Origin of the sequence: Prosthecobacter sp. (assembly GCF_046154365.1) — a bacterium.
GTDB lineage: Bacteria > Verrucomicrobiota > Verrucomicrobiia > Verrucomicrobiales > Verrucomicrobiaceae > Prosthecobacter.
In genome coordinates, this window is sequence record NZ_JBJXFV010000098.1 from 1 (window position 1) to 25,887 (window position 25,887).

The following is a 25,887-nucleotide window of genomic DNA, read 5'->3' on the forward strand; positions in this document are numbered from 1 at the left end:
GTCCTGGAGTGCGCCAGTCCTCTGGCGCTTTCGAGCGTCCCCGGGCCTGCGGAAAGCTCCAGAGGGCTGGAGCACTCCAGGACGCTGCCGCGCTCAGCGCAAACCCAACTGCATGGTTACGGCTCAGCCTCTGCGACCGTCCAGCCTCTGCGGTTAATTTGGATTGAACCGCAGAGGCTGGACGGTCGCAGAGCAGAACTGGATCACTGAGTTTCCCCTGGGGTAAGGATGTCTGCGCCTGCACCTGTTAACGCTCCTCCTGGACTCACTCTCCGCGCCACGCAGCACGGACTGGCTGGGCCATTTGGCCTGACTCCGGTGGTCAGGCCCATAAGGTTTTGATTTCAAATCATCGCGCGCCTTCGGCGAGTGCTTTGGCGGTGGCGTTGATGATGGCGTTGCCGGTGATGGTGGCGCGGCTGGTGGCATCGACACCTTTGACGCCTTGCTTGGCGATGATCTGCTCAGGCACGTCACGCATGGACGAGTAATACTGCTTCTCCTTGTGCTTCGTGACTTTGACCGACTCAATGCGGCCCGCTTTCACCTCCACGTCGATTTGCACCGGCCCTTCGTAGCCGAGGCTGCTCGATTGATAGGTGCCATCGGCCACTTTCGCGACATTCAAGAGGTCGAACAGCTTGATGGCCTCGATGTTGGCCCTAGCGCGGCTGTTCATGCGTTCCCAGCGGTTCTTGTTGATGGGATCGTCTGGAGCATCGAGCACCTTTTGATAATAGACGATCGCGGCCTCTTTGCGGCCGGCCAAGCGGCAGGCGTCGCCGACCAGCATGAGCGCCCACTGCGGCTCACGGGTGCCTGCGATGTAGCGCTCGGCCATGGCGATGGATTTGTCGATCTCGCCCATGTCGCCGAGGAGCTTGATGCTGTTGAGGTAGCCGTCGGGATCCTGCATCAAATCGAGCGCCATCTGCTTGTTGCCGAGCCGCCAGTAACACTCGGCGAGGAACACGCTCGCCGCCGAGCTTTGCTCCGTCACGCCGGCCTGCTGCCACCACCAGGCAGCGCGGGCGTAGTCTTGGAAGAAGCGAAAATACATGTTGGCCGTCTCCATGGTGGCCCGCTCACGGATTTTCGCGTCGTTTTTGTTCACCTCGAGGACGTGATCGACAAACTTGATGCCCTCCTGCCAGCGGTTCTCGTTGGGATTGATGATGTCCCAGATGAACTGGCCGACATACTTCTGGTTGTTCCATTGGCCCTTGGGCTGTGGCGACCACGAGAGATCGAGCCCTTTCGGGAAGTTCAGCTTGGTGGCTTTGAACCAATCCGGCGGTGTGGCGCCGGCCTGTGTGATGAGCGCCTGCACTTCGGCTGGTGTGCGCGTGGTTGATGCCGCCGTTGTCGTAGCGCCTGCTTTGGCGGTGAGCACGGTGCGCTGGCCATTCACGGTCAAGGCATGCACCTGGGCCTGCGGCAGCGTGCGCTTGATCGTCTGCCCGCCGATCAGCGCCTCGACGGTGACGGTCTTGGCGGTGGCATCCGTGGCGAGGACTTTGCCCTCCACTTTATTGCCGTTCATGAGTTCAATGGTGTCCGCGCTGACCCAGCGAGCCAGCAGCAGCACGGCGATGCCGATGCGAAGGAGTGAGTTCATGGTGGATCAGGCGTTGAGTGGAAAACCTTCGGTGGCGGTGATCCGGCCGTGCTTTGAAACCAGCAGCGCATCCGTGCCCGGCGTGCGCCGCACCAGTTCCATGCCGCGCTCGGCACCGAGCACTAACACCGCTGTCGAAAGTGCATCTGCGGCCATCGCGGTCGGCGCGACGATGGACACGCTCGCCAGTTCCGTCGGCGAGTGACCGGTGCGTGGATCAAAGAGATGATTGTGGACGAAATCGTCGCTGAAGCGCGTCTCGTAGTCGCCCGAGGTGGCGAGGCAGCGGTCCTGCAGTTTCGCCATCGAGACAAACGCGTCGGCATGGCGCGGATGCTGGATGCCCACGGTGAATGCTGCACCATCCGGCTTGCCGCCGATCGCATTCATCTCACCCGCATCGATCAGCGCATGCGCCACACCCGCACGCCGCAGCACCGCCATCGCCGCATCCGCCGCGAAACCTTGCGCAATGCCATTGAGCGTGATCGCCGTGCCTGCACCATCGAGTTGAAGTCGTTCTGGCGTGATTTTCACCCGTTGCCAGTCCACCAAAGCACGCGCTTGCATCACTTCCGCTTCACTCGGCAGGCGGTTGTGTTTCTTCGCATTGTGATACAGCTCCCACAGCGGCTGCACCGTCACATCAAAGGCCCCAGAGGTCTGTTGTGCGATCTCGGTGGCAAATTGCAGCACAGTCACAAGATGCGGATGCGGATCATCAAGCACCGCATTCTGATTCAAGCGGCTGAGCTGGCTCTCCGGCCGGTAAATGCTCATCACGCTCTCCACGAGTTCGAGTTCCGCGAACGCCGCGTCCAGCGCCGCCTCCGCCAAAGCCGCATCGCGATGCCACACGGACAGCGTGACGGCAGAACCCAGCGCGTGCGATGTTTGGCGGAAGACCTGCCAGCTTCGAGGCTGCGACCACAGCCAGCCTCCCGTGCCAAGGGCTGCGCAGGCCCCGGCGGTTCCCATGAGGAAGCGGCGGCGGTTCAGTGATGCGGGGGGCGGGTGCATGGTGTGAGTCATGGATGGGCGGCGCTATTTGAGTACGCGTGCAGTAAAGGTGAAAAGATCGGCTTCGTGAAGCTGAAACATCCAGCCGCACAATGGATGTGGGTGTGAACGTTCACACGGCCACCGCTCTCTCGCCCGATCCCGGGCTTGAGGAAGATCGGCCAGCGCTGCTTCGTTTACCTCGCACCATGAAAACAACCACACTCATCATTGCCGGCCTCGCTCTCGCCTGCGGGGGATTTGCCCAGGAAACGAAGGAAAACCCGAAGCAGGCCATCGAGAACCTGATGCATCAGGCGGGCGAGGCCAAACAGGCCGGACGCCTGGACGAAGCACAGAAGCTGCACGCCGAGGCCGAGCGGCTGATGGCGGCGCTGCATGGCAAGGAAACCGTCAAGAAAGCGGATAAGCACCCCGAGGGTGGCAAATTTGCCGGCAAGGGGCCGGAGGCCGAGCGCCTGCAGCACATCATGCAGGCGGTCGAGCACCTGCGTGCCGCTGGTTTGAACGAACCGGCCCAGGGCATCGAGCAGATCGCCCAAAATATGCGCCGTGAGATCGAGGAACGCATGAAACGCCAGCAGGCCGAGGCGCATGGCAAGGAGGGCAAACATCCGGGCGGCGAGAAGCCTCACGCCGAACTGGAGGAAATGCGCCAGCAGATGCGCCGGATGGCGGAGCAGATCGAGCAGTTGCAGGCGGAGCTGAAGAAGCGCACCCCTTGATTTGAGATCAGCGAGGTGTCCCGGCAGCAGGATTGTGCCGGAAGAGACGTTGCCGATAGGCGGCAAGCAGCGTTTGAAATTCCTTTTCACGGATGACCTCGGCACTGCCGTCGAGCCGTGCGATCACGCGCCGACCACTGGTGCTGGGCCGGGGTGACCAGACGACGAGAAGACTGCCATCATCCGTGTCACGCATGCCGGCACCGGCATAAACGAGTGGTTCCAATGGCATGCCGCGATCCACGGTGGCCCAGAAGATGCGAGAATCCGCGACGATTTCCGGCATCATCTCAGCGCAGACCTCGGGGAACTTGCCGTCATGCTCGCTGGCATACTGCCGCGCCGCCAACACCACTTGCTTGGCGTTGTTCACCGCCTTCATCTGCGTTCCCATGCCACCCATCTCGATCCAACCGGGCAGCCGAAACAACCAGCCGACCTGATGCACGATGCCCACGGCGGCAATGCTGGTGCTGAACATCACGATGAGAATGCCGCACCACGTCAGGCTCCAACGCCAGGGCCAGCGGTTTGGCGCGCGCAACCGTGACATGAGCCATTGCATGCCCGTCATGCCCAGCAACAGAGCGCCCAGCGAGCATAGCAGCAGTTCGACGTTGGTCTGCGTTCTGGGGATGACCTCGATGAGATAAAATAACCAGCCGAACAGCACGCGAAGAGGGAGCTCCAGCAAAGAAATCGAACCCAGCAAGATTAAGAGCACAAACACCACCATCCCCCATTTCACCAGTCTCCAGATCATTCTTCCCCAGAAGTGCCTGCTGGGTGTTGTTTCGACATCACTCACGGTCCGAACTCCTTCCGCACGCGTTCGTCGAGTTCGTCGCCGTTCATTGACACCACCGAACCGTCGGTGAGCAACGCCCAGCGCGTGGCGCCATAGGTCGCCGGTTCATAGACGAGCACACGGTTGGCGGACTCAAAGGTGAGCCCTGGAATGTAGATGAGCCAATAATCATCGGGATGCGCGCCCTTCCACAAAGCTGTGTTGAAATCACTGACATAGGCATGCACCGGCAGCTTGCCCTCATGCTTCACGGCGTATTCCCGCAGCGCATCACGCAGGATTTCCAGCCAGTGCTTGCGGGCGGCGTCGAGCCACGGTTTGGGATCGCGATCCGGCGTCTGGAGCTTGTAGGTGATGCCCTGCTTCGCCCAGGCTCCGGGCGTCATCAGCTCGCGTGCGCCCGAAATCATCGTGAGGATGAAATAGAGAAACAATCCCACCACGACGAGCAGCGCGATCGAGCGCTGGAGCGTCAGCCGTGGCATCCAGGCGAAGTCCTTGGCGAGAAGATTCCACAGCCAGCGGAAAATCACCGCACAGAGCAGATAGACGAGGATGAAGAACGAAATCACATCCAGCCGCGCCTTCGCCACGTCGGACAGTTGAGGCGAGGACATGCCTGCCCATGCCGAACTCGTCGCAGCAAGCAGATTAACAGCAGTTGTTTTCCAAAACCTCATTCCCGCAGGCTAGCTGGAAGCCTGATCACGATACAAGCACGATTTCTCACTCCCACACGCCCAGTTTCACGAGCTGCTTCGTCGCGGCTCCGGCCCAGTCGCGGTTTGCGGCGGGGCTGGCGGGGCTGGGGTGGAGGACGCGGCCGATGTTGAAATGACCGCTCATCGCTTCCTTCGCGCGGTTCGCACGTTCTTCGGCGAACGCACCGACGCCGATGACCCATTCGGGCTGCAAGGCGGTGATGACGGCACGCAAATGCGCGTCGCACGCGGCTTCCATCGCCGTCGTTTCGGCGGCAGGAAGCTTGTCGGGCGTGTGATTGCGACCGCTGGCTTCGATGAAGACGAGCGGGCAGTAGTTGGTGATGAAGTGTTCTTTGAAAAAGGCCTCTGGCGTGCCAAAACGCTGCGCAAACAGGCCCCAGAGCCGTCTGCCGCTGACTTCCGACTGCGGGCAGTCGAAACCGACGACGGGGCGCTTCGGATGCTCGCGCTCCGGTTTGCCCACGGGTTCACGGATGCCCATCCAGTCGCGCACGGCGGCGATTTCGCCGAAGGGCACGCCGGTTTGCGTCATGCCGAAGGGTCCGGGGTTCATGCCGATGAGGACGATGCGTTTGGTACTGCCGCCAAAGCGCCGCAGATACGTTTCATGCGGTGCCCAGGCGTAATCGAGCGGCTGATAGACAAATTCGACCGGCGCGGCGAAGCGCAGCGGGCGCAGGGTTTCGCGCAAAGTTTGGGCGGCGGAGATCAGGGCATCGGCGGGCATCGGCGCATGAGATGCGCGGAAGATTGGCGCGTCAAGATGTGCAAAAAGAACTCGTATCCGCAGACGCGTCCGCTAGAGTCCGCGCCCGTGATGCGAAACAACCTGAGCTTCGGAATTCTGGCGGCGGTCTGCATGGCGGTTGCTGCCGCGTCGGCGGAGACCGTCAAGATCGTCCTCAAAAATGGCGCGGAACTGCGCGGCGATGTCCTCAAGGAGCGTGATGACGCTGTCGTTCTTGATCTCGGCAACACCGTGCTGACCGTGCCGCGCACGGAGATTTCCATTCTTGAGAAGGCTGGCGCTGCTGCGGCCAAAACCGCCGCCGTGCAGGGCGAGGACATCTACTTCGTCGAACCCGCACGCGAACCGATGACGGTGGAGAAGAACGTTCAGCGCGTGGCGGAGGGTGTGGTGCAGATTCAAACCGCGTCGGGCCTCGGTTCCGGCTTCATCATCAACAAACTCGGCTACGTCATCACCAACCAGCACGTCATCGCCGGTGAGCGTGAGATCACGGTGGTCGTGTATCGCAAAAAGCCCGGCGGGCTGGAGAAGCAGCAGTTCACGAAGGTCAAGATCGTCGCCATGAATGGCTTCCTCGATCTCGCCATCCTGCAAATCGACGATCCCGCCGCCGACACGCTGCCGTTTGTGCCGATGGGCGATTCGGAAGCGCTCACGCAAGGCCAGGAGGTCTTCGCCATCGGCAGTCCGCTCGGTTTGGAGCGTTCCGTGTCGAAGGGCATCGTCAGCATTCGTGCGCGTGAGAGCGGTGGCCGCTGGTACATTCAAAGCACCACGCAGATCAATCCCGGCAACTCCGGCGGGCCGCTGTTCAACGCCCGCGGTGAAGTCGTCGGCGTGAACAACATGAAGGCCGCCGGTGTCGGCGTCGAAGGCCTCGGTTTTTCGATTCCGGCGAACGTGCTGCGACTCTTTCTAAAGAACCGCGAAGCTTTCGCTTTCGATCCGCGCAATCCGAACGCCGGCTTCCGCTACCTGCCGCCGCCGGCACCGCCGGAGGAAACAACCAAGCCGGATTCTGTAACCCCGCGCAGTTGATTCTTCACTGCTGATCGCATCCCCATCTCACCCCTCCATGAAACGCACCACCCTCCTGTTCTCCCTGCTGCTTGCCAGCATCCTCCCCGCCTCCGCCGCCGACCGGCTGGAGCAATGGTTCAATCTCATGCCGAAGGACACCGTCGGTGTCATTGTCGTCAAAAACACGCCCGAGCTGATCGCCGACTGGGACAAGAGCAGCTACGCCAAATTCATGCAGGACGACGAGGCGAAACGCTGGATGGCCCCCATGCGTAAAGCCGGCGACGCCCCGTGGGACAAGTTCTTCAAGGACACCTACGGCAGCGGCATGTACGACACGCTCAAGGATTATCCCGGCGCGCTGGTGAGCTTTCTCGTGCTCAGTGACTTTGCCGAGTTTGAAAAAGACCCGCCGAATGTCTCGCTCTGCGAAATCGCCGGCAAGCAGAAGGAGATCGAGGCGCACAAGCTCGCCGAAGTGGAGTCAAAGAAGAAGGAAAACGCGGACATCAAGCTGCGCACCGAGGACATCGGTGGCGTGAGCGTACAGATCGCCGCCGCTTCTGAAGCGGAGGACGCGGCGTGGGTCACCGCCTGGGCGGTGGTCGGCGATGTGATGATCGAGGCCAACTCCCGCAAACTCATGGAGTACATGATCGGCGCTTTGAAGAACAACGCGGGCGATCCGCCCGGCGTCGCTCGCGAGCACCTCACCCGCATCGGCCAGCTCACCAACGGCGGCGGCGACTTGATGCTCTATTTCAACGGCGTGAAGATCCTCGAACTCGGCGAGAAAGCCCTCGCGGCAGCCGAAGAGAAAAAGAAGGGCGACAACAAACCCGCCGCAGGGATGAACTTCGACATCAAGCCGAAGCAGGTCATGGACATGCTCGGCGCGCAGGAGTTGCAGGCCGTCGCCTTCACCATGGAGTTGCAGGATGCGCAGTCACGCATGGACCTGACGATCCTGCATCCGCAGAAGCCCACCGGTGTGCTCAACCTGATGCGCGGCACCGGCAACGAGGTGACCTTGCCAAATTTCATCCCCGCCGGCATCCTGACCGCCAGCGTCGCCCGCATGGACTTCGGCGTCGTTTTTGATGGCATCCTGGCGATGATCGCCAAGATGGGGCCGATGGCGATGATGGTCACCATGCAGATTCCGCAGCTCGAAGCGCAGATGGGCTTCAAGATTCGCGAGGATCTCTTCGGCAGCCTGGCCGATGAAGTCATCCAGGTGCAGGACGGTGATGGCACCAAGGAAAGCCAGGTGATGGGCTTCAAAATCAAGGACGCCGACAAACTCGGCGGCGCACTCGAAGGCATCAAACGTTTCGCCGGTGCCGGCTTCGGTGCCTTTGAGGAGAGCGACTTCCTCGGCTTCACCATCAACACGCTCAAGACCACGCAGACCGCCAATGCCGCCACCGAGGTCGCCTTCTGCAACACCGGCAAGTATCTGCTCATTTCCATCGGCACACCGACCACGCTGAAAAAAGTCCTCGGCCGCATGAAGGATCCCTCGGGTCCGAGTGTCTGGGAAAATGCGCATGTGCAAAACCTCCTCTCCCTCGTGCCGAAGAACTACACTGGCGTCGGCGTCACAGATGCAGGCCGCCTGCTCAACATGGTCGCCACTGCCGCCGCCACGCTCGAAGCCAAAAGCGGCGGCAAGGCCGCTGCGGCCAAGAAGAAAGGCCCCGTCAAAAAGGCCGATGCCGAAGACGAAACGCCCGCCGCTGCTGCTTCCGGCGGCTGGTTTGACGCCGCCGCACGTCCTTCAAATGAAACCTTCCAGCGTTACTTCGGCAGCCTGCTCAGCGCCAGCTACGCGCATCCCGACGCCATCCAGCTTCATTACCTGACCACGCCGGTCGAGGCGAAGTAACCGCCGATGCCAGATGCTGGTTTCTGGATCAAGCATCAAGCCGCCAGCATCCAGCATCACTCTCATGCGCTCCATTGCCCTCATCCTGCTCGCCACTGCGGCTCTCGCGGAAAAGCCCGCGCTCTACTTCGACGGCCCGGAGATCGTCAAACTCGACTGGAACACCTCCAGTCCGCGTTCCGGCGACTTCAATGGCGATGGCCTGACCGATCTCGCCATCGTGAACGCCTCACGCGCGCGCATCGAGTTTCTGCTGCAGCGCAAAGACGGCGTGCAGCCCGGCGATCCCGAAAAAGCCGCCCGCACCGACCGCTGGAACCCGATTCTCGAAGTCTCCCGCTTCGACAAGCAGCCGCTTGTCATCGGTCATGCCGCGCTGGCGCTCATTGTCGGCGATTGGAACGGCGACAAGCGCCAGGACATCGCCTTCATCACCGATGATGAAAAACTCGTGCTCCGCATGCAGGGCGACAAAGGCACCTGGACCGAGAAGCGTGAGTTCACGCTCGATTCCACCGCCGACGACACCGAAGTGCTCGCCGTGCGCGATTTGAACGGTGATGGCCGCGATGACATCGCCCTGCTCACCAACACACGTTTGATGGTGTTGCTACAAAAATCCCCTGGCGAGTGGGCGGACCCGCAAAACTACGCGCTTGGCGAAGGCGGCTGCGCCGGTTTGAGCATCGCTGATCTCGATGCCGATGGCCGCGCTGATCTGTTTTACACCGCACCCGAAGGCGATGCCTTGCTCGTGCGCTTGCAGCATGAAGGCACCACCTTTGGCGAGGAATGGCGGCTCGAAATCCCCACCACGCGCCACTGGCTGCATCCCATCCGTCTTGGTGACAAAAAAACCGGCATCGCCTGGATTCAGGATGAAACCAACATGGTCGAAGTCGCGAAGCTCACGCAGGGCGCTGCCGAACCAAACGCCGACCGTGCCGCCACCATCCGCTATGCCATGCCGCCGACTGAGTCGAAGAACGGTGCCGTCGCCTATGGCGATCTCACCGGCGACGGCCATGCTGATGTCGTCATGTCAGAGCCGAAAGCCGCGCGTGCGTGGTTGTTCCAAAGCAGCGGCAGTGGAGCGTTCAGTGAAGGCCGGGAGTTTCCCATCCTCAGCGGTGTCGAATCCCTCGCCATCGCCGATGTCGATGCCGACAAGAAGGCCGATCTCGTCCTGCTCAGTCCCGGCGAGCAGTCCATCGGTGTCGCTCGCTGGCAGAACGACCGCCTCGTCTATCCCGAGATCGTTTATCAGGCCAAGGAAGGCGAAACGTTGCTCGCTCTCACCACCGGCTCCATCGCCGCACCCGCTGAAACGACCATCCTCTGTGCCAGCGAGATCAAATCGAAGCCCCAGCTCATCACCTTGCGCAAATCCGGCTCCGGCAAAGGTTTCAACGCCGCCACGCAGGAACTCACGGTCAAAACCGGCCGCATCAACGGCATTCGCGTCGTCGATGCCAATCAGGACGGTCGCGGTGATCTCGCCTTGTTCTCGAATCTCGGCCCGCTGCAATTGCTGCTCAGCACCACCGACGCCAAAGCGCCCCTCAAACGCGTCGAGGGCATTCCTGATTCGTTTGTCAGCAAACTCGCCCCCGCCGCACTCACCACGGGCGATCTCGACGGCGACGGCAAGGAAGAAATCCTCATCGCCCATCAACAGCTCGCCCGCGCCTTCAAAGTCGATGCCGACGGCAAGGCGAACATCGTCGAGCAGTTCAACGCGCCCGATCCCGCCGCCGAACTGCACAGCGCCCTCGTCTCACGCAAAGATGGCAAGGTATCCGTGCTCCTCATCGACACCACTCACAGCAAGCTGCATGAACTCATTGCTGGCAAAGACCGCGTCTATCGCGCCGACCACACCCACGCCCTCCCCGTCATGGCCCCCGACCAGTGTGTGCTCACGGGGGCGGAAAAAAACACCCAACTGCTCCTGCTTGCCAAAACCAGCTTCCAAATCACCCCGCTCGACGGCACCACGCTCAAACTTGAAACCATCACCACCTTTGACAGCGATCTCAAAGACACCACGCCCTCCGATCTCATTGCCGCCTCATTCTCCGGTGAAGATGTGGATGACATCGCCCTCATCGACACCGCCAAAAGCCGCGTCATCGAGATCTTCCAGCCCGCCGCCGGTCAGAAATGGGATAGCGCCATGTACTTCCGCGTCTTCGAAACCGACCCTCACTTCCGTGGCAAAACCGGCCTCGAAAACGAACCCCACGACTACGCCGCCCTCGACCTCGACAAAGACGGCCGCCTCGACCTCTGCCTCCTCACCCACGACCGCGTGCTGCTCTACGTGCGGAAGAAGTGAACCCTCCACGATTGGGCTGGCGCTTGCGCTTTGGGAAAGTTCACGTCACTTTGTCAGCATGTCCGCACTCGTCATCGAACCTCTCCCGAAAAGCCTGCTTATACGGCTTGCTCGCTCCGCGGCGAAACACCAGCGCACCGTGTCCCAGGAGGCCTTGGTTCTGCTGATGGAGTGCGTTCCCGAGGAAACCGGCCCGGAGACGGAACAGCCCTACTTTGCCCGCCGCAATCTGATGCCTGAATTCGAAACCATGCAGCAGGCCGGTGCATTCCGCTTGAAAGCTGGTGATCGCGACATCACCGATCTCATTTCAGAGGATCGTGACGGCCGCTGACCATGCTTTACTTTGACACCAGTTACATCGCCAGGCTCTACCTTGAGGATCATGGCTGCGCCGAGGTGAGAAAACTGGCCGCGACGGATGCCATCAGCACCGCCCGCCACGGGCGTTTGGAGACTCTCGCCGCCTTCCATCGCGCCCTGCGCGAGACACGCATTGAGATGGCGGCCTACGAGCAGTTGCGCAGACAGTTCGAGAACGACTGCCAGGCGGGCGGCCTGCACTGCTTCCCGTTGACCGCAGCGGTCTATCAGCAGGCAGAAGCCGTTTTTGCCACAGCTTCCGCCAGCGTGTTTCTGCGGGCGGCAGACGCCCTGCATCTGGCCTCTGCAGCACAGAACGGGTTTGCCGAGATTTACTCCCATGACCGCCACCTGCTCGCCGCCGCACCGCTGTTTGGACTGCGCGGTGTAAATATCATCCCCGCACTTTGACTGCCCTTTTCATGAAACGCCTCTACCGCAACGCCCAGATCGCCAGCGAAGACTCGCCGAAGCTGCAAACTGCCGACGTACTCGTCGAGGGCGATAAGATCATCGGTGTGGCCCCTGAAATCACCGGCGTCAGCGATTGCGAAGTCATCGACTGCACCGGCCGCATTTTGCTCCCCGGCCTCTTTGACATTCACGTTCACGCCCGCGAACCCGGCCAGGAGGACAAAGAAAACATCGCCACCTGCGCTGAAGCCGCGATCAACGGCGGCGTCACCGGCTTCGTGATGATGCCGAACACCGCACCCGCCATCGACAACGCCGGCGTCGTCCGCAGCGTGCTCGAAAGCGCCCGCCGCACCCGCATCGGCCCCGGCATTTATACCACCGGTGCCATCACCAAAGGCCGCAAAGGCGAGGAACTCGCCGGCATCGCCGGCATGAAGGCTGCCGGCTGCGTCATGCTCACCGACGACGGTTTCCCCGTCGATAATCCGCAGGTCCTCCGCCGTGCGATGGAATACGCCCGCGATTACGACCTGCCGCTCGCCAGTCATTGCGAAGTCAAAGAACTCAGCGGCAAAGGCTGCATGCACGAGGGCAAGATTAGCTACGCGCTCGGCCTGCCCGGCATCCCGAGCATCAGCGAAGAAATTTCCATCTCACGCGATATTCGCCTCGCCGAGTTCACCGGCGTGCATCTCAACATCCAGCACGTCACCACCGCCGAGGGCATGCGCACCATCAAGCGCGCCAAAGATCGCGGCATCCGCGTCACCTGCGAGATCGCGCCGCATCACTTGATGTTCAATCACGAGCACATCGGCGACTACGACACGCACTACAAGATGAACCCGCCGCTGCGCACGCCCGAGGACAACGCCGCGCTGCTCCAGGGCCTCAAAGACGGCTGGTTCGACGTCATCGCCACCGACCATGCCCCTCACACGCCGTTTGAGAAGAACCAGGACTTCGCCAGCGCCCCCTTCGGCATCACCGGCCTCGAAAGCGCCCTCGTCTCGCTCTACGACTACTACATCTCCAAAGACATCCTCGACTGGGGCCTCATCGTGAAGCGCTACAGCGCCGAACCTCGCCGCATCATGAAACTCCCGCCCGTTCCCGTCAACGAAGGCGGCATCGCCGAGTTCATCCTCTTCAACCCCGCCCGCACCACCACCTTCACCCGCACTTTCATGAAATCGAAGAGCGTCAACACCCCCTTCCTCGACCAAACGCTCCAAGGCATGGTCGAGCGCGTGGTGTATCGCGGTGAGGAGCTTTTGGTGAGGTGAAATTCATCTTGGCCGAAGGCAATTTTTCCGCATCATAGCGCCATGCCATCTGCCACACTCACAGCTCGTGTTTCCAGGCTTGAAGCCATCGTCGAATCGTTCGGCCAAAAATTGCCGCTGCACGCGAAGCCCACACCGAAACGCGGCAGCAAGCCCCCCCGTTCATTTCGAATGAAATCGCTGTCCGCACCGCCGCTGGAAGGCCTGCCCGCCGATCTCTCCATCGGCACGCGCGAGAAAGCCCGGGACATTTTCAAAGCCCGCCATGCCACCCATCGCTGACACTGGCTGGCTGGTTGCCTTTTGGAATGCGCGTGATGCCCATCATGACTGGGCGCGTGGCGTCGAGATCACCGCACCGCCGCTCGTCTGTGAAGCCGTACTCACCGAGGCGGCTTGGCTGCTCGGTACACCCGCTCCGCTGCTGTCCATGCTCGCGGTTGGAGATATCAAAACGACTTTTTCTGCCGAATCGGAGGCTGCGGCCCTGATCAAATGGCTCGCCAAGTATGAGGACATCGATCCCGGCCTCGCGGATGCTTGCGTCGTGCGCATGGCTGAACTGAATCCCAAGCGTCCGGTGCTCACTGTGGACCGGCGTGACTTCGACATCTACCGCACCTTGTCAGGCAAGCCCGTGAACTGCATTTTTCCACCCTCGTGACCATGGGTGGATAGGCGGCGAGCCTCACGTCATTAGGAGAAGCGATAAACTTTGGGCCGCTGTCACGCCGGTTGACGCACGCGCCCGAGTTCGGGCTTTGGTTCCGCTGCGAGCCAAGCGGCATATTCTTCACGCGCCTGATTGGATTGGCTGAATTGTACTCGTCGTGCGGCTTCCCAGATTTTGAAGGGATGCCAGCACTGATCATCGCTCAAAGAAGAGTCCTGAGTCCAGGCAGGCTCGTCTGCATCTTGGGGGGGCATGCGCGGAAGGAATTACTGTCAGAACCAAAACGCAATCAGGGACATCATACCTTCAATACGACTGCCCATGCGATTTACACCGGGTTTACAGAAGCCCGCTTCCGCCTGAATCATCATGGCGGCATGAAGACGATTCTTTGTGCCCTCTTTCTCGCCACGAACCTGACCGCGCAGACGGCGCGCATGCCAGCGTGGATTTCTCCCAACACACGCATCATCCACACGCAGGCGGTTCAAGTGACGCAAGTTGATGCCCGCATCGACCTCGCGGATCAAATCGCCATCACGACGCTGGACATCGCGTTGCGCAATCCGACGAATCGGCCGCTGGAGTCGGAATTGCTCGTTCCCGTGCCGCAGGGAGCCGTTTTGAAGGCGTTTACGTTTGAAGGTGGCAATGCGGAAGGCACGGCACGGCTGCTGCCACGCGATGAGGCGCGGCGGATTTACGACAGCATCGTGGCGCAGACGCGTGATCCGGCGCTGCTGGAGTTCGTGGGCAATGCGGTGGTCAAATCAAGTGTTTTTCCGGTTCCCGCCAACGGCACTCAGAAGGTGCGGGTGACTTATGAGCAGCTTCTTGAGGCGGACGGTGCACGGTTAGACTACGTGCTGCCGCGTTCGGAGGCGGTGGAGTATGCGGTGCCGTGGAAACTCTCCATGCGCGTCAAATCGACCTCGCGCATCGCCTCGGTGTACTCGCCGAGCCATGAAATCGCCGTCAAGCAGCCGAATGGCAATGAAGCGAGCCTTTCGTGCAAAACCAAAGACCCCGGTGCCTTCCGTGTGTCGCTGCTGCGAGAGACGAAGGACGAGATGACGGCCTCGCTGCTCGCTTATCCCGACCCGAAGATCGGCGGCGGCTATTTTCTCGTGATGATCGCCCCGCCGAAGCCGAAAGCGGATGCGAAGCCGATCCAGCGTGAAGTCACGCTCGTCATCGACCGCAGCGGCAGCATGGCCGGGCCGAAGCTGGACCAGGTGAAGGCGGCGGCGTTGCAGGTGATCGAAGGCTTGAACGATGGTGAGGGCTTCAACCTCATTGTCTATAACGAGGCGGTCGAAATGTTTGCCGCGCAGCCGGTGATCAAGAACGCGGAGACGACCAAGCAGGCGCGTGATTACATCAGCGCACTACGCGTGAGCGGCGGCACGAACATTCATGACTCCGTGGTCGAGGCGCTACGACAGAAGCCGCTCGATGGCATGCTGCCACTCGTGTTGTTCCTCACCGACGGCCTGCCCACCATCGGCCAGACCTCGGAGAAGGCGATTCGTGAAGCGGTGGGGAAGGGGAATCCGCACCAGCGCCGCGTATTCACCTTTGGCGTCGGTGTGGATGTGAACACGCCGCTGTTGTCACGCATCGCCCGTGACACGCGGGCCAGCGCTGAGTTTGTGCTGCCGAAGGAGGACGTGGAGGTCAAAGTCGGCCGTGTGTTTGATCGTCTGCGTGGCCCATTGCTTACTAAGCCCGCGCTGCGTGTGCTGGATGATCCGAATCGTGTCAGTGACCTGATTCCATCGCCGTTGCCCGATGTGTTTGAGGGCGAGCAGATTCTTCTCTCCGGCACCTATCGTGGTGAAGCGCCGCTGCATTTTCAACTCACGGGCGCATCGGCGGAAGGCGAGCGGAAATTCGATTTCACCTTCAATCTCGACAAAGCGAGCACCGCCAACGCCTTCGTGGCCCGCTTGTGGGCCAGCAATAAGATCGCCGTGCTCAGCGAGGCGATCCGTGATCTCGGTGCCGATGGTGCGACGGCGAACACAACCGAGCTGGTGAACGAAATCGTCCGTCTCTCGACGCAGTTCGGTATTCTGACCGAATACACCGCCTTCTTGGCCGAAGAAGGCACTTCGCTCGCTGCGGCGGCTCCGAATGCCAGCAAGGCGGCCTTTAACTACAGCGACAAGGCGATGAAAATGCGCAGCGGCCCCGCAGCCGTGTCGCAGGCCGGTAATTTACAGAAAGCAGTCGAATCGAAGCAGCTCAATGTCCGCAACCGCTTCCTCGATGACAAGATGAACGCCGTCGAGATCACCAGCGTGCAGCAGGTTCAGGCCGGAGCCTTTTTTAACAAAGGCAACCGCTGGAGCGATGCGAACGCCGCCAAGGCCGAGCGCGCGCCGGACCGCACCATCGAGATCGGCAGCGCCGAGTTTGGCCGCTTGGTCGATGAACTCGCCGCTGACAACCGCCAGAGCCTGTTCGCGCTGCGTGGTGAGCTGCTGCTCGAACATCGCGGTCAGCTTGTGCTCATCCGCTGAAATCTTTCCCGTCAACTCAACCCAACATCATCATGAAAACGAAACACATCCTCATCGCCGCGGCTTTGACCGCGTGCATCAGCCACGCCAAAGAAGTTCAGCCGCCCGCACCGGTGGCGGAAATTGCCAAGGTCGAAACCGTCATCGACGGACCGCTGGTCCAGATCGCCGTGCTGCTAGATACCAGCAGCAGCATGAGCGGCCTGATCGAGCAGGCGAAAACGCAGCTTTGGAAGCTGGTGAACGAATTCATCACCGCCAAGCAGGACGGCAAAACCCCAGTCGTGCAAGTGGCGCTCTATGAATACGGCAAATCGTCACTGAACTCGCAGGAGCATTGGATTCGACAGATCCAGCCGCTCACTCGCGACCTGGACAAGATTTCTGAGGAGCTGTTTGCCCTCACCACGAACGGTGGCGAGGAATACTGCGGTGCGGTGATCCAGCGTGCGACCTTGGATCTCGCCTGGGATGCGAATCCGAAGGTTTACAAGGCGATCTTCATCGCCGGCAATGAGCCGTTCACTCAAGGGCCGATTGACTCGAAGCAGAGCTGCAAAGATGCCATCGCGAAGGGGATCATCGTGAATACGATTCATTGCGGCGGCGAGGCGCAGGGCATCGCGGAGCATTGGAACCAGGGCGCTTTGCTCGCCGACGGCAAATACCTCGTGATCGACCAGAACCAGGCCATCGTTCACATCGAAGCGCCACAGGATAAGGAGATCGTGAAGCTCAACGAGGCGCTGAACAGCACTTACATCAATTATGGTGCCGCTGCTCCCGCCGCCAAGGCACGCCAGGAAGTTCAGGACCTCAACGCCGCCAGCAATGAGCAATCCGGTGCCGCCGTGCAGCGCACGCTCACCAAGGCCAGCTCGAACTACCTCAATGCCACTTGGGATCTGGTCGATGCCAGCAAGAGCAAAGACTTCGACATCACCAAGGTCAAAGAGGCCGATCTGCCCGAGGAGATGAAGAAGATGACCGTCGAGGAGCGCAAGGCCCACCTCGAGAAAAAAACCGCCGAACGTGCGGAGATTCAAAAGCAGGTCCTAACCCTGAACAAAGAGCGTGAGGCCTACGTCGCCACGCAACGCAAGGAGTCCGCCAAGACCGACACACTGGACACCGCGATGACCAAGGCGCTGCGTGCGCAGGCGGAGAAGAAGGGCATCGCGTGGGAGAAATGAGCAACTGACCCCTCACCCGACCTCTCCCCGAAGGAAACGCAGGAGCTGTTCAGGCGCTCGACGGGGAGAGGAGGTTCGCTTTGTGACTCGGATTGATTTTCATGACGCTCGCAAGCCGATCTCCCTCTCCCCGCCCCAAGCTGGACGTGCTCCATGTCGATCTTCGGGGAGAGGGCAGGGGTGAGGGGCCGTGCTGATTTCGTCATTCCCCATTCGTCTTTCGTCATTTAACCTTCCCCCATGCCTGCCACCATTCTAGTTGTTGAAGACGACGCCGCGATCCGTCGCGGCGTCCTCGATGCGCTCAAGTTCGCCGGTCACACGACCTTGGAAGCCGCAGACGGTGAGAAGGGCTTGAAGCTGGCCTTGAGCGCCACGTTCGACCTTATGCTGCTCGATCTGGTGCTGCCGCATGCCAGCGGGTTCGATATTTTGAAGGCGTTGCGGCGGGAGCGCCCGGGAACACCGGTGATCATCCTTTCGGCGCGTGGCGAGGAGAATGATCGTGTGCGTGGCTTGAGCTTGGGGGCTGATGATTATGTGGTGAAGCCTTTCAGTGTGCGCGAATTGCTCGCTCGCGTCGAAGCGGTGCTGCGTCGTGCTCCAGAACGCCAACCACCCACCGAAACGCTGAAGCTGGCGGCTACGACGATTGATTTTGGCAAAAGCGAAGCGCGATTCGAGAATGGCGAGCGCACTGAACTTTCCGAACGCGAGCGTGATGTGCTGCGCTATCTCGCGTTGAATCGCGGCAGACCCGTTTCGCGTGATGAGCTGCTACAACGCGTCTGGCACATCGACAACAATCAGACGGAGACACGCACGGTGGACATGCACATCGCCAATTTACGGCACAAGCTGCGAGATGATGCCGAGTCGCCGCGTGTGATCGTCACCGTGCGTGGTAAGGGCTATCAACTCACCTGAAACCAGAATTTTTAACCACTGATGGACACTGACTTTACACTCATGGCTTCTGAATTTTTTCTTCATCAGTGTGAAGTCAGTGTCCGTTAGTGGTTCCATTTCAACGTTTCTTCATGCGCAAACCACTCCACATCTGGATCACCTTTCTCGCCTGCCTCGGGCTGCTGCTCGCGGCGATGGCGTGGGTGAGCTGGCACACGCTGTCGCTGGAACGCACGCGTGAGGAGGCGGCGCGGGATGCGGACCAGCAGGAGCGCGTGCGCTTGGCGCTGTGGCGTCTCGATTTCCAGGCGAGTGCGCTCATGATTCGCGAGAATGCGCGGCCACCGCATGATTTCCGGCCGTTTCACTCACCGGAAGGTCTGGTGAACAAGGCGTATGGCAATGTGGCGAAGGGCGAGGTGCTGGTACCATCGCCGCTGCTGGCGGAAACGCCCGAGCATGTGCTGCTGCATTTCCAAATGGACGCACGCGGGCAGATCATCTCCCCGCAAGTGCCGCAGAATGGCGAACGAGCACTGGCGCTGGCGCAGTTCATCAATGCGGACGATTTGACGCGCAGCGAGCAGCGATTGAATGGCCTGCGTGAGTTGATGGCGCAACCTTCGAATCCCATCACGCCGGAGCCGAAGGTCTCGTCCTACCTGCCTTCGTTGCGCAGCAACAAACCTGCCGCACTTGCGCCAACAGTGGTGTTCAACCGCCAAATTCTCGCGGAGCAGGCCAGTGTGGCGCGGTTTGAGTTTGCTGACGACAAGCCGCTCGAAGCGAATGATGCGAATCTGCCGCGCAACGGTGCCTGGGCGGTACAGCAAGGTCAGGTCGGCTCGCAGCAGCTTCAACTGAACTACACAGAGAATGCGCTGCGCAGCCGGGCGGTGACCGCGCAGAATGAGGAGGCGATCAAGCAGCAGCCAATGATCAAGATGAAGACTGGGGCCGGGACGTTGGAATTGTCGAAGACCGCCGACAAGGAGCTGAAGGCGCTGCCTGTGCCCAAGCCGATGAAGAAGACCGATGAAGTGAAAGAGGGGGCTTCCCAAATGGCGGCAGCCATAGCACCGGCGGCTCCTGCCGCCGTTGCAGCGACAAGATTGCCCGCCACAACCCCAGCACCGGCCCCAAGCGCACCGGTGGATTTTGCGAAGGCTGCCGTGGCGCTGACAACCAACGCAGCGGCCACCAGTTCGCGTCCGTTTCAAGGCGTGTGGCTGGGCAAGCATCTGGTTCTGACGCGTGAGGCGGTGGTGGACGGTGTGCGGCTCGTGCAAGGCGTGTGGCTGGACTGGCCGGCGCTGCGCGAAGCATGGCTGAAAGAGATCACGGATCTGTTTCCCGATGCGCATTTCGAACCTGCGGCGAATGCGACCGTGGGTGTGCGACCCACCGATGATCCGCAGCGCTTCGCCGCATTGCCCGTGCGACTGATGGCGGGCGTGATCCAACTGCCGCCGCTGCCGTTTTGGACACCTCTGCGCAAATCGCTCGCCATCGCACTCGCCTGCGTGCTGCTGGCCGCCGCGGCGGTGGGCATGGTGCTGCACGGCACCGTGGCGCTCAGCGAACGGCGTGCCGACTTCGTTTCCGCCGTGACGCATGAACTGCGCACGCCGCTGACGACGTTCCGCCTTTATTCCGAGATGCTGGCAGACGGCATGGTGACGGATGAAACGCAGCGGAAGACCTATCTCGACACGCTGACGGGCGAGGCGGGCCGCTTGAGTCATCTGGTCGAGAACGTGCTGGCCTATGCGCGACTCGAACGCGGCAGCGCGAAGGCGCGTGCGGAGAATGTGACGATCGGCGATTTGCTGGACCGAGTTTTGCCACGATTGAAGCAACGCGCCGATGATTGCAGCATGGAAGTGCGGGTGCATGCCACGGAGGCGGATCGCAAAACGCAATTGCACATCGACGCGGCGGCGGTGGAGCAGATTCTCTTCAATCTCGTCGATAACGCCTGCAAATACGCCGCCCCACGTGCTGCGGAGCCGGTGATCCATGTGGAGGCGGACACGAGCGGGAAGTTTGCGATGCTGCGGGTGCGTGATCACGGTGGCGGCATCTCACGCGACGAGCGGCGGCGGATTTTCCATCCGTTTCACAAGAGCGCGGATCAGGCGGCGCATTCATCTCCCGGCGTCGGGTTGGGGCTCGCACTGTGCCGCCGATTGGCGACGGCGTTGGGTGGTGCTATCACCTTGGATGCGGCGCATAAGGATGGTGCGTGCTTTGTGCTGCGTCTGCCGAAGTAACTGGCAAGGATGATGTGCTTCGCTTCGTGATGACAGCATGCGCACGCTGTTCTTCGTCCTTTGGCTCAGTGTCGGCCTTCATGCCGCTCCGAACATCCTGCTCATCGTCGCTGATGACCAACGGCCCGACACGATTCATGCACTGGGCAATGCGGTGATCAAAACACCCAACCTTGATCGCCTCGTGGCACGCGGCATCACCTTCACGCGTGCGTATGCGGGCTATCCGATCTGCCATGTGAGCCGGGCGCAGATTCTCACCGGCACGCATGCCTTCAAAGCGTTGCCACAGTACCCCGGCGGCGCGATTGATCCCAAACTTGCCACACTCGCGGGCACGTTTCAAAACGCTGGCTACCACACCTGCTACACTGGCAAATGGCACAATGACGGTCATCCCATGCAGCGTGGCTACACGACGGCAAGCGGTCTTTACTCCAGCGGCGGTGGCAAAGGCGTCACGCAACCGGAGATCGACGACCGGGGTCGTCCGCTCACGGGTTATCGCGGTTGGACCTTCAAAACGGACGATGGCAAAGCCGAACTGGATCAAGGTGTCGGTTTGCAGCCCGACAATAGTCGCCACATCGCCGACGGTGCCATTCATGCGATTCAAACCGCACCGAAGGACCAACCATGGCTGTTGCACGTGAACTTCGCCTTTCCGCACGATCCGCGGCAGTGGCCCACAGGCATGAAAAACCGCTACGATCCGGCCAAGATGCCGCTTCCGGCCAATTTCGCCGCGCAGCATCCCTTCGACCACGGCAACATCGACGGACGTGACGAGCAGCTCCTGCCCACGCCACGGACGGAAACCGCCGTTCGCGAAGAACTGGCGCTCTATTACGCGATGATCACCGATCTCGACGCGCAGCTCGGCCGCATCCTCGCCACGCTACCTTCACCAGATGACACGATCATCGTCTTCACCGCCGATCAAGGCCTCGCGCTCGGCAGTCACGGCCTGCTGGGCAAACAAAACCAGTATGAGCACAGCATCCGCAGCCCGCTCATCATCTGCGGCCCTGGTTTGCCGCAAAACGAGCGCCGCACCGCTCTCGTGACGCTGCACGATCTCTTCCCCACGCTTTGCGAGCTGAGCAGCATCGCCATTCCACCCACTGTCACCGGCAAGAGCCTCGCGCTACTGCTGCGGCATCAAACCGACCGTGTGCATGAGTTCGTCACCGGTATGTTCACCGACACGCAGCGCATGATTTGCGACGAGCGGTGGAAATTCATCATCTACCCCAAAGCCGGTCGCGAGCAGCTCTTCGACCTGCAAAACGATCCGCATGAACTTCATGATCTCGGTGCTGATCCCGCACATCAGGCGAAACGCGCGGATTTGAAGGCGCGGTTGCAGGCGTGGCGAAAGAAGAATGTGGATCCAAACCTCTGAACGGTTTCCGCCCCGGCTTCGTTTTTGTGGGAATACAATCATGAAACGTCACATTGCTGCCATCCTGATGCTCGCATGCCTGTTGGCTTCGGCGCAGCAAGCTCCGAAGGGGAAGCGGCCGCCGGTCCCGCCGCCACTACCGCAGATGGCGTTTGCGCTGGAGGATGCGCTCGGTGGGATGAGCTTTTCGATGCCGGTGGCCGTGGTGAGTGCTCCAGGTGAGGAGGATCGCCTGTTCGTCGTCGAAAAGACCGGCTGCATCCAGGCGGTGACGAAACTGCATCAACCCACGCCGACGAAGCAGCTCTTTGCCAATCTCACCGAGCGCCCAGACGGCAAACTTGAAGACAAAGGCGAGTGCGGACTGCTCGGTCTCGCGTTTCACCCCGACTATGCGCACAATAAACGCTTCTTCGTCTGCTACAGCCTGCGCATCGACGGCCGGCTTCATCAACGTGTCTCGCGCTTTGATGGCGGCACCGAGCAGCCTCTCATCACACAGCGAGATCCGGCGGGCAATCATAACGGCGGCGATCTGCACTTCGGCCCCGATGGCTTTCTCTACATCAGTGCGGGCGATGGCGGTGGCGCGAATGACCTCTTCGACAGCGGTCGCTTCATCCACAAAGATTTTCATGCCGCCATCCTGCGCATCGACGTGGATAAGAAAGCCGGTAGCCTGCCACCCAATCCGCATCCTGCGGTGCATGTCGGCACCTACACCGTGCCAGCAGACAATCCCTTCATCGGTGCCACATCGCATCACGGCGAAAAAATCGACCCCTCCACTGTGCGCACCGAAATCTGGGCCACCGGTCTGCGCAACGTCTGGCGCTTCAGCTTTGATCCACCGACAGGCCGTCTCTTTGCGGCCGATGTGGGCCAGAATCTACACGAGGAGGTGAATCTTATCGTCAAAGGTGGCGATTACGGCTGGAGTCATCGCGAAGGAATGCACGCCTTCGATCTCGGCCCCGGCAAGGACATGTTGCCTGCCGTATTCAAACCCATTGATCCCATCTTCGAATACCCGCGCACAACGGGCCTCAGCATCACTGGTGGTCGAGTGTATCGCGGTACGCAGTTCCCTGAGTTCAAAGACGCTTATCTCTGCGCGGACTATGCCTTTGGTCGTGTGATCGCGGCGCGTGAGAAGAACGGGCGTTGGGAGCAGGAGATCATCGCTTTCGAGCCTGCGATCACGGGCATCGGCGTCGATCCTCGCGATGGCGAGCTGCTATTCTGCAACATGGCGAAGGGGAGCGTGATGCGGTTGGCCAGAGTCGAACCAAAACTTGAAGACGTGACGCCCTCTGTGCGCGCAGGCGTCACGCAGCACTGGCCGCAGTTCCGCGGTGCGGCCGCCGACGGTCTCGGCGAAGGCGCGACGTTGCCAGAGACATGGAGCGGGACGGAGAACGTGGTGTGGAAGGTGAAGGTGCCGGGTTGGGGCTGGTCGTCGCCCATTGTGTGGGGTGACAAGGTTTTTGTGACCTCGGCGGTGGGTGAGAAGGAACTGCCGGTGCCGCAGGTGGGCGGTTATCCGGGCGGTCATGTCGGTAGCGGCGAGGTGCATCGGTGGATGCTTTACTGCCTTGATTTCGCGACGGGAAAAATCCTCTGGGAGTTCGAGGCGCATCAAGGTGTGCCGCCGCAGATGCGACATCCGCGCAGCTCCTTCGCCAATGAGACACCGGTGACGGATGGCGAACGTGTGTATGGCTATTTTGCCAACATCGGCCTGTTTTGCTGCGATATGAATGGCAAAAAACTCTGGGAGCGGCGCTGGCCGAGCTATCCGATGCGCGATGGCTGGAACACCGGCACCTCGCCCGTGCTGCATGGCGGCCGTGTCTTCATTCAGAACGACAACGATCAGGAGTCCTGGCTCGAAACGCTCGACAAGCTTACCGGAAAAACGCTGTGGCATGTGGCACGAGAGGAGCAGAGCACCTGGTCCACGCCCTATGTGTGGGAGAGCGGCACGCGCAGCGAATTGGTGACCATCGGCGCGAACAAAATCCGCTCCTACGTGCCGGCGGACGGCGCGTTGCTGTGGGAACTCAGCGGCACGGCTGGACTCGTCAGCCAGATCCCGCTGTCGAAGCATGGACTGCTCTACGCAGGTGCCGGTTATCACTACGGCCCGCTTTATGCCATCAAACCCGGAACCAAGGGCGACATCACGCTGCAAGGCGACGCAACGAGCAATGAGTTCATCGCATGGTCGCAGAAACGCGGCTCCAGCATCCATCCCGGCTACCTCATCAGCGGCGACAAGCTCTTCGTCTGTTATGACTCGGGCCTGCTGGGCTGCTTCAACGCGAAGACTGGCGAGGAAATCATCGCCAAGCAGCGGCTCAACACGAAAGGCGGCCGCTTCTATGCATCGCCCTGGGCTTACAACGGTCGCGTGTTCATGCTGAACGAAAACGGCGACACCTGGGTGCTCGAGGACGGCCCCGAATACAAACTCGTGCGCAAAAACTCCCTCGGCGACGTCGCCTGGGCGACGCCAGCCATCGCCCGCGGCAGTTTGTTCATCCGCACTTTCTCGTCGCTGTTTCGCATTCAGAACAAGAAATGATTCCAAACCATGAATGCCTACGGAACACACAGAAGACACGGAATTCAGATGGAACCGGTTCATTCGCATCTCTCGCCTTTCCGAGTGTTCCGCGTATTCCGTAGGCTCATTCTTCTTTTATGCGCAATGACAGCATCTCTGTCGGCCGACACGCTCAAAAAAGTTAAAGACCGCTCCCAACGCGGCACGCTGAGCGATCAGCGTCAGCTTGTGCGCGGCGACACCGGCAAGTGGAACGACTCCGCCACGCTGCAGCACGCGCCTGCGATCCAGCAGAAGCCGCAGGGCATGTCGCTCGATGACTGGGCAGATGAATTGGCCGAGAAAAAGCCCGCCACGACCGCCAGCGATGACAACTGGCTCCTCTTCCGCACCCGCCATCTCGACGACAACGACCGCGTGTGGATCGAGAAGATCGAGCGCAGCGGCAACACGTTCACCATCACGATGCACGAGGCCATCTGGCAGGGAAACTACTTCAAAACCTTCACCTATTACGAAGTCACTGCAGTGAACCTCGGCAAGCTGCCATCGGGCAACTACACCGTGAAGTGGATCGTGAAGCCGCTGATCTTCAAACAACTCGAAAAGCCGCGTGAAGCCCAGAATAACTACCACACCAACTGGCCACTCGACGACCAGCCTGGCAGCGTGCAGCCGGTCGAGCTGAAGGCCGCGTTCTCAGTAAGATAGCGTGCCGAAGAAACAGCATTGATGGCGCTTGCTGCGGTGGTGTTGACTAGAACGTGTGGATGACTCCATCGCACCCGGCGCACGGGAGTTTTACACCACGCGCTGGAGTTTGGTGCTGGCGGCGCAGCATGAAAAAGACGGCACCCAGGCGCGGAAGGCCATGTCGGCGCTGTGTCGTGACTACTGGTATCCGCTGTATGCGTTCGTTCGTCGTCGTGGTCATGCACCACATGATGCGCAGGATCTCACGCAGGGCTTTTTCACCGATCTGCTGGAGCGCCACCCGACCATGGCTGATCCATCGCGGGGGCCGCTTCCCAAAGATCCGCCGCAAGCTGGAGCTCACGCTGGCCTTCTTCCCAAAGATCGAAGCGGCCTTTACCCAAGAGAGCTTCCGCAAGCTATCGCAGTCAGCAGGCGTTCTCATGCGACTATGAAGCCTCTCCTCATTCTCGTTACACTCTCCTTGGCGGCTCAAGCCGCCGACTGGCCGCAATTTCGCGGTCCCACAGCGGATGGTGTCACAGCAGACGCGGACTTGCCACTGACTTGGAGTGAGAAAGAAAACCTCGTCTGGCGCACCGAGTTGCCCGGCCCTGGATCATCGAGCCCGATCATCAGCGGCGACAAAGTTTTCCTCACCAGCTACAGCGGCTACGGCATCGATGTG

23 protein-coding genes are annotated in these 25,887 nt (G+C 60.7%); 18 read left to right on the forward strand and 5 right to left on the reverse strand.

Going from position 1 to position 25,887, the window contains the following annotated elements; genetic code table 11:
• Positions 1–349 precede the first annotated feature (349 nt).
• Positions 350–1,618 (reverse strand): FMN-binding protein, encoded by a 1,269-nt coding sequence (locus ACKVY0_RS12455; RefSeq protein ID WP_409215145.1) that lies wholly within the window; start codon positions 1,616–1,618, stop codon positions 350–352.
• 6 nt (positions 1,619–1,624) lie between these two features.
• Positions 1,625–2,638 carry an FAD:protein FMN transferase gene (locus ACKVY0_RS12460; RefSeq protein WP_409215146.1) on the reverse strand — a complete coding sequence of 338 codons (1,014 nt, stop codon included), beginning with the start codon at positions 2,636–2,638 and terminating at the stop codon, positions 1,625–1,627.
• A gap of 188 nt (positions 2,639–2,826) precedes the next feature.
• Between ACKVY0_RS12460 and ACKVY0_RS12465 the strand changes: the two genes are divergently transcribed.
• The gene (locus ACKVY0_RS12465) at positions 2,827–3,363 is read left to right on the forward strand and encodes a hypothetical protein (protein ID WP_409215147.1); all 537 of its coding nucleotides are present in this window, start codon (positions 2,827–2,829) and stop codon (positions 3,361–3,363) included.
• A 7-nt stretch (positions 3,364–3,370) separates the two neighbouring features.
• Here ACKVY0_RS12465 and ACKVY0_RS12470 read toward each other — a convergent pair whose 3' ends face one another.
• From ACKVY0_RS12470 to ACKVY0_RS12480, 3 genes are all read right to left on the reverse strand, one after another.
• Complete coding sequence (locus tag ACKVY0_RS12470) at positions 3,371–4,057, reverse strand: hypothetical protein (protein WP_409215148.1); 687 nt, start codon at positions 4,055–4,057, stop codon at positions 3,371–3,373.
• Between the two features lie 110 nt (positions 4,058–4,167).
• A complete protein-coding gene (locus ACKVY0_RS12475; RefSeq protein WP_409215149.1) occupies positions 4,168–4,788 on the reverse strand; it encodes a hypothetical protein in 621 nt (206 codons plus the stop codon).
• 109 nt (positions 4,789–4,897) lie between these two features.
• Positions 4,898–5,623 carry a uracil-DNA glycosylase family protein gene (locus ACKVY0_RS12480; protein WP_409215150.1) on the reverse strand — a complete coding sequence of 242 codons (726 nt, stop codon included), beginning with the start codon at positions 5,621–5,623 and terminating at the stop codon, positions 4,898–4,900.
• A gap of 36 nt (positions 5,624–5,659) precedes the next feature.
• Here ACKVY0_RS12480 and ACKVY0_RS12485 point away from each other — a divergent pair, with 36 nt between their 5' ends.
• The 17 genes from ACKVY0_RS12485 to ACKVY0_RS12565 form a co-directional block, all read left to right on the forward strand.
• Positions 5,660–6,685, forward strand: coding sequence for a S1C family serine protease (locus tag ACKVY0_RS12485; RefSeq protein ID WP_409215151.1), 1,026 nt, complete (start codon positions 5,660–5,662; stop codon positions 6,683–6,685).
• 37 nt (positions 6,686–6,722) lie between these two features.
• The gene (locus tag ACKVY0_RS12490) at positions 6,723–8,555 is read left to right on the forward strand and encodes a hypothetical protein (RefSeq protein WP_409215152.1); all 1,833 of its coding nucleotides are present in this window, start codon (positions 6,723–6,725) and stop codon (positions 8,553–8,555) included.
• 64 nt (positions 8,556–8,619) lie between these two features.
• On the forward strand, positions 8,620–10,893 hold the full coding sequence (locus tag ACKVY0_RS12495) for an FG-GAP repeat domain-containing protein (RefSeq protein ID WP_409215153.1): 2,274 nt from the start codon (positions 8,620–8,622) through the stop codon (positions 10,891–10,893).
• 58 nt (positions 10,894–10,951) lie between these two features.
• Positions 10,952–11,227, forward strand: coding sequence for a hypothetical protein (locus tag ACKVY0_RS12500; RefSeq protein WP_409215154.1), 276 nt, complete (start codon positions 10,952–10,954; stop codon positions 11,225–11,227).
• Positions 11,228–11,229: 2 nt separating this feature from the next.
• Positions 11,230–11,667 carry a type II toxin-antitoxin system VapC family toxin gene (locus tag ACKVY0_RS12505; RefSeq protein WP_409215155.1) on the forward strand — a complete coding sequence of 146 codons (438 nt, stop codon included), beginning with the start codon at positions 11,230–11,232 and terminating at the stop codon, positions 11,665–11,667.
• A gap of 11 nt (positions 11,668–11,678) precedes the next feature.
• The gene (locus tag ACKVY0_RS12510) at positions 11,679–12,959 is read left to right on the forward strand and encodes a dihydroorotase (protein ID WP_409215156.1); all 1,281 of its coding nucleotides are present in this window, start codon (positions 11,679–11,681) and stop codon (positions 12,957–12,959) included.
• A gap of 42 nt (positions 12,960–13,001) precedes the next feature.
• On the forward strand, positions 13,002–13,241 hold the full coding sequence (locus ACKVY0_RS12515; RefSeq protein WP_409215157.1) for a hypothetical protein: 240 nt from the start codon (positions 13,002–13,004) through the stop codon (positions 13,239–13,241).
• Complete coding sequence (locus tag ACKVY0_RS12520; RefSeq protein ID WP_409215158.1) at positions 13,225–13,623, forward strand: type II toxin-antitoxin system VapC family toxin; 399 nt, start codon at positions 13,225–13,227, stop codon at positions 13,621–13,623. Before ACKVY0_RS12515 ends, ACKVY0_RS12520 begins: the two co-directional genes overlap by 17 nt.
• Before the next feature lie 386 nt (positions 13,624–14,009).
• The gene (locus tag ACKVY0_RS12525) at positions 14,010–16,157 is read left to right on the forward strand and encodes a VIT and vWA domain-containing protein (RefSeq protein WP_409215159.1); all 2,148 of its coding nucleotides are present in this window, start codon (positions 14,010–14,012) and stop codon (positions 16,155–16,157) included.
• Positions 16,158–16,189: 32 nt separating this feature from the next.
• The gene (locus tag ACKVY0_RS12530) at positions 16,190–17,350 is read left to right on the forward strand and encodes a vWA domain-containing protein (RefSeq protein WP_409215160.1); all 1,161 of its coding nucleotides are present in this window, start codon (positions 16,190–16,192) and stop codon (positions 17,348–17,350) included.
• Positions 17,351–17,590: 240 nt separating this feature from the next.
• A complete protein-coding gene (locus ACKVY0_RS12535; protein ID WP_409215161.1) occupies positions 17,591–18,277 on the forward strand; it encodes a response regulator transcription factor in 687 nt (228 codons plus the stop codon).
• A 113-nt stretch (positions 18,278–18,390) separates the two neighbouring features.
• On the forward strand, positions 18,391–20,532 hold the full coding sequence (locus ACKVY0_RS12540; protein WP_409215162.1) for a sensor histidine kinase: 2,142 nt from the start codon (positions 18,391–18,393) through the stop codon (positions 20,530–20,532).
• 37 nt (positions 20,533–20,569) lie between these two features.
• Entirely contained in the window at positions 20,570–21,937 is a 1,368-nt protein-coding gene (locus tag ACKVY0_RS12545) for a sulfatase-like hydrolase/transferase (RefSeq protein ID WP_409215163.1), read from the forward strand.
• Between the two features lie 40 nt (positions 21,938–21,977).
• On the forward strand, positions 21,978–24,524 hold the full coding sequence (locus ACKVY0_RS12550) for a PQQ-dependent sugar dehydrogenase (protein ID WP_409215164.1): 2,547 nt from the start codon (positions 21,978–21,980) through the stop codon (positions 24,522–24,524).
• 126 nt (positions 24,525–24,650) lie between these two features.
• Positions 24,651–25,217, forward strand: a complete 567-nt coding sequence (locus tag ACKVY0_RS12555; protein ID WP_409215165.1) for a hypothetical protein — start codon at positions 24,651–24,653, stop codon at positions 25,215–25,217.
• Positions 25,218–25,414: 197 nt separating this feature from the next.
• On the forward strand, positions 25,415–25,654 hold the full coding sequence (locus tag ACKVY0_RS12560; RefSeq protein WP_409215166.1) for a hypothetical protein: 240 nt from the start codon (positions 25,415–25,417) through the stop codon (positions 25,652–25,654).
• On the forward strand, positions 25,651–25,887 hold a 237-nt coding region (locus ACKVY0_RS12565; protein WP_409215167.1), incomplete at its 3' end, for a PQQ-binding-like beta-propeller repeat protein. The genes ACKVY0_RS12560 and ACKVY0_RS12565, both read left to right, overlap by 4 nt.